4 protein-coding genes are annotated in these 4,559 nt (G+C 45.3%); all 4 read left to right on the top strand.

Annotation, left to right across the window (positions count from 1 at the left end; all coding sequences use genetic code 11):
- The first annotated feature begins 275 nt into the window (after positions 1 to 275).
- The 4 genes from ACTIE0_RS22875 (at position 276) to ACTIE0_RS22860 (ending at position 4,467) form a co-directional block, all read left to right on the top strand.
- A complete protein-coding gene (locus ACTIE0_RS22875; RefSeq protein WP_006625960.1) occupies positions 276 to 3,338 on the top strand; it encodes a GAF domain-containing protein in 3,063 nt (1,020 codons plus the stop codon).
- Positions 3,338 to 3,550 carry a hypothetical protein gene (locus tag ACTIE0_RS22870; protein ID WP_006617125.1) on the top strand — a complete coding sequence of 71 codons (213 nt, stop codon included), beginning with the start codon at positions 3,338 to 3,340 and terminating at the stop codon, positions 3,548 to 3,550. The genes ACTIE0_RS22875 and ACTIE0_RS22870 overlap by 1 nt, the downstream gene beginning before the upstream one ends.
- An 8-nt stretch (positions 3,551 to 3,558) precedes the next feature.
- Entirely contained in the window at positions 3,559 to 4,122 is a 564-nt protein-coding gene (locus ACTIE0_RS22865) for a hypothetical protein (protein WP_006625959.1), read from the top strand.
- A gap of 132 nt (positions 4,123 to 4,254) precedes the next feature.
- Positions 4,255 to 4,467: a TLTLP motif-containing protein gene (locus ACTIE0_RS22860; RefSeq protein WP_006625958.1), complete on the top strand. Its 213-nt coding sequence runs from the start codon at positions 4,255 to 4,257 to the stop codon at positions 4,465 to 4,467.
- Positions 4,468 to 4,559: the final 92 nt, after the last annotated feature.

The raw sequence follows: 4,559 nt of genomic DNA, 5'->3' as shown, positions 1-4,559 counted from the left end.
CGTAACTGTAGGGGGCTGGCATTTTGGGTCTTCTGTAGATATCCTTGCCATTATACGTCCTAACTTCTCTGTCTTGTGCTATAATTATCAGCAAAATCCTTGGCAAATTGAGCAATCGGCTACAATGGCCATAAACTGATAAACAGTTGTATATGTCCATGCTTGGGAAAGGTCTCATCCTAATTTCAACTATCTGAAACCGATTGCCCCTGAATATGAGCAAAGATCCAACCTGTTGGTAAAGGTTTATGAAATCCGCATCTTCAAACAATTCGATGCCTCAAAATCCTGCTGTATCTGCTACCGTTGATGTCGATGTCATCGATGGAGACGGAAACATTTTCACATCTTCCCGTCGTCCGGCGGGCAACTCAGCAGGGGGTAAAGCCCCCCATGGTAATAACCCATCATCTTCTGGGTTAGCCCGCACCAGTGGGAATTTCTCTAATTTTTTAGCCCCCCTAAAAAAAGAAACCTTTGTTGAAGTTGTTAAAGATGTTGAAAATAAACTAAAAACCGTTAACGAAACCCTGTCGATGCTCGACAATCTCCTGGATGCCCAGGGATTCGAGGCAATTCTTAACGAAATGTTATCCTCGATTACCTTTAAAACAGGAGAACTTCTCAACGCCGATCGCACCACGATCTGGCTGATGGACGAAGAAAAGCACGAACTCTGGTCTATAGTTGCTAAAGGAGAAGACGGAGAACCCTTAGAATTAAGGATTCCGGCTAGTGCTGGCATTGCCGGGGAAGCAGCCACCCATAAGAAAATCGTTAATATTCCCTACGATTTCTATGATGATCCGCGCTCGGCGGCCGCCAAAAAATTTGATGAAAAAAATGGCTATCGTACCTACACTATGATCGCCATGCCTCTCCTGAATGAGAATGACGATTTAGTAGCGGTAGTACAACTATTAAACAAACTCAAACCCGATATTAATCCATCATCCCCCCTCCAGGAAAAAGTCGATACTATCGGCTTTACAGGGGAAGATGAACAGGTGTTCCATGAGTTCGCCCCGTCCATTCGGCTGATCCTGCAATCGTCTAAATCCTTCTATTCAGCCACCCAGAGACAGCGAGCGGCTTCCGCGCTGATGAATGCCGTTAATGCCCTCAGCAAAAGCAGTCTCGACCTCCAAGAAACCCTCACCAATGTGATGGATCAGGCTAAAGAGTTAATGAATGCCGATCGCAGCACTCTGTGGCTACTAGATGAAGACCGAGACGAACTGTGGACCAAAATTCCCATTAATGGCAATCTGACCGAAATCAGGATTCCCCGAAATGCAGGATTTGCGGGAACTGTTGCCGAAAGTGGTGAGCCTTTACTGATCCCCTTCGATGTATACACAGACCATCGCTCTGAACAATCGAAGAAAACCGACCAAAAAACCGGGTATCGTACCTGTAGCCTCTTGTGTATGCCCGTTTATAATGCTGACAAGCAACTAATCGGTGTTACCCAACTGATTAACAAGAAAAAACAGGGGGAGTACGCCCCTTACGACCCGGCTAGTTGGCCAGAGCCTCCTGAGCAATGGAAAGCCAGCTTTAATAAAAATGATCTCGAATTTATGCGGGCTTTTAATATCCAAGCTGGGATTGCTCTTCAGAATGCCAAACTCTTCCAAAAGGTCAAAGAACAAGAGCAAAGACAGAAAGACATTCTCCGCAGTCTGACTAATGGAGTGATTTCTTCCGACAAGGAGGGTCGGATCATTGCTACCAATGAATGTGCTATGGAATTACTGGGACTCACTGAATCCCAGGTAACTCAAGGCGTATCGGTACGAGAGTTAATCCACCTGAAAGATGGTGATTTCGCCCGGTGGTTCGATTTGGCTTTGAAACCTAAAGATGCTAAAGACCGCCAACAATATTATCCCGATCAAACCCTGTTATCAGGGGCTTCGGAAATTCCCCAAAGTATTAACCTGTCCATCAATTCCATGTCTGACATTAATGATCCTAAAAAAGTCAGCGGGGCTTTGGTGGTCATGGAGGATATTAGCGGGGAAAAAGAAGTTAAGAACTTGATCTATCGGTACATGACCCCTGCTGTGGCGGAATCTCTGTTAGCTAGTGGTGAGATTAAACTAGGGGGAACCCGTAAGGATGTTACGGTTTTATTTAGTGATATCCGTGACTACACCACCCTCACCGAAAAGTTGCAGGCTGAGGAAGTAGTTAGTATGCTTAACGAATATTTTGAGGAGATGGTCGATACAGTCTTGAATCATCAGGGAACCCTAGATAAGTATATTGGGGATGCTTTGATGGCTGTATTTGGTTCTCCTGCGCCTCTACCAAATCATCAGTGGATGGCAGTGCAGGCGGCGGTGGAAATGCGTTACCGTTTGATAGAGTTTAATGATCTGCGTGTGTCTAAAGGACTGATGCCTATTAAAATTGGTATGGGTTTGCATTCTGATGAGGTAATCAGTGGTAATATTGGCTCTAGCAAGCGGATGGAGTTGACATCTATTGGAGATGGCGTTAACTTGGCTTCTCGCTTGGAGGGTACCACCAAGCAATATGGAACTGATATTGTAATTAGTGAAAATACTTATCTCCCTAATGCCGATCGCCTGATTGTTCGCGAACTTGATTTGATTACGGTTAAGGGTAAAAGTCAGCCCGTTAGGATTTATGAGTTGGTTGGTATTCGGGAAGGAAAACAGGCTAGGCCCATTCCTGATGAACAACAACAAATTATCGACCACTACCATCGGGGTCGGGAATTTTACCTGAAACCCGCCATGGAAAAACTCACTGATACCGATATCGTTCCACTTTTGGCACAACTGGAAGATTTTTCTCAGTCCCAACTTAAACAACTCTCCTACAATGAACGTGAACTTATAACACAAATGTTGGAAGAGATGTCCCTTCTCCAGTTGGAGGAGATTCTTGGCTCAAATACTGTCCGACGATTATCTCTGGCCCAGTTACCAGCTACGCCACCGGAAGAAATGGCTGACCGGATGGAGGAAATTCTTAGTGGTTTAACTCCCCGCGAAACTAAAAAAATGCTGGTCGCTAAACTTCAGCAGTTTACTGCTAATGATGAAACTAAGCAGATGTTAGCTGATGAAGGGGCGCACCTGGCTGTTAGTGCTGTGCGTAAACTGATCGATCTGTGTCGCAAAAAATTTGCATCGAAGGCTAAGGAATCCTTTAGAAATGCTAAACACGAATTTTTGGCGGTTTTGGCGATCGATGCTCAAAATAAAGCAGCAAAACTTCATGTCGATCGGTGTATACTATATGAGACCACCAAGCCCCCCAGTGAAACCTGGGATGGTGTTTGGAAGCTCACAGAAAAATAGTGCAGGGGGCTGTTTTCCCTCACCGTTTCTCTGTTGGGGCTTTGGGTCTCACAACTAATCAGAAAATCCCTAAGCCTCATCAAGGCTTGGGGGTGTGTCAACGGAGAGGTTTGCGCCTCCCCATCTCGGAGATGGCGGGTTGGCTATTGATGGGTAGTGAGGAAATTGGTCGTCAACCCCGGATCTTAGATTTCAGCCTGAACCAAGTTTAGATTAGATAATGACTGAGTTAAACGGACCGTATTCTGACCGACAATGGATAGAACAGGTGAATGACCTGTTGATTGAAGTTGCTCGCGCCGCTTTAGCTGATATCCCTAAATTACCTGGTACTGTTTCGACTTCTGCACTACCTCTGGCGCAACAGGCGATCGCTATCAAAAATCAAGCGGGTCTCTACCAGTCTACTAATTGGCAATGGCAAGAAGCAGATCTTGAGTGGGTGGGCCAGGTGCGAGAGTTTCTGTTGGAATTGTCTCGCATTGCTTTATCAGATCGCCCATCACTTCCTGAAAATATTGCCCATCGTGCTTTGATGTTGGCGGAAACATCCCAAGATATTCAGGAAGCCTTGGAAAATAGCGAACCTATTGCCACTTCTCCTACAGATGAAACTGGGGAAGGTTCCGACAAGATCGATGTTAATGGTCGGTTTAACCAATTGCGAAATCAGCTCAAAACTGAGTGCAGTACTAGTGTTAATCCCCATGACCCTCTATGGCAGCAGATCTTAACATTGTTGGATGTGGCTCAAACTCAATATAATGATTTGCCAAAAAACTAGCTCCCTGACCCTTGGAGATGATGGATAAATTCTCCGGGAGAGGGTTGATTTTTCGATGTTTTTATGGTAAAATGTAGGTTGCGTATCTTAGTAAACCAAGTCTGACCTGTTTTTTTAGTGTGATCAGTTTATATGGAATCAGACGGTCAACCTGCCAGTTTATCAGGAAGTCCTACCTACGGATTTTCGGATCTGGTGGGTGCTGTTATTGCATTATTCACCCTCATTTTTCCGTTAATAGCGATCGCTCGCTACTCCCCGAGTCAGTTACAAACGCGACCATCGCCACAGCCTGGGCAGATTAGTACAACCCCATCAGTCAAACCGGCTCCCGAAGGGCTATGATTTGGGCATTAGGATATATAGCATTAGTCAAGGTGGTTAGGACGCAGCTTTGAGAACGGAATCCATGGCATCATGGAGAGAATCAAACTGCT

The organism is Limnospira sp., assembly GCF_051859755.1.
In the GTDB taxonomy this organism is placed as follows: domain Bacteria; phylum Cyanobacteriota; class Cyanobacteriia; order Cyanobacteriales; family Microcoleaceae; genus Limnospira; species Limnospira fusiformis.
The sequence above is the reverse complement of the archived record's forward strand: the minus strand, read 5'-3'. Positions and strand labels throughout refer to the sequence as shown.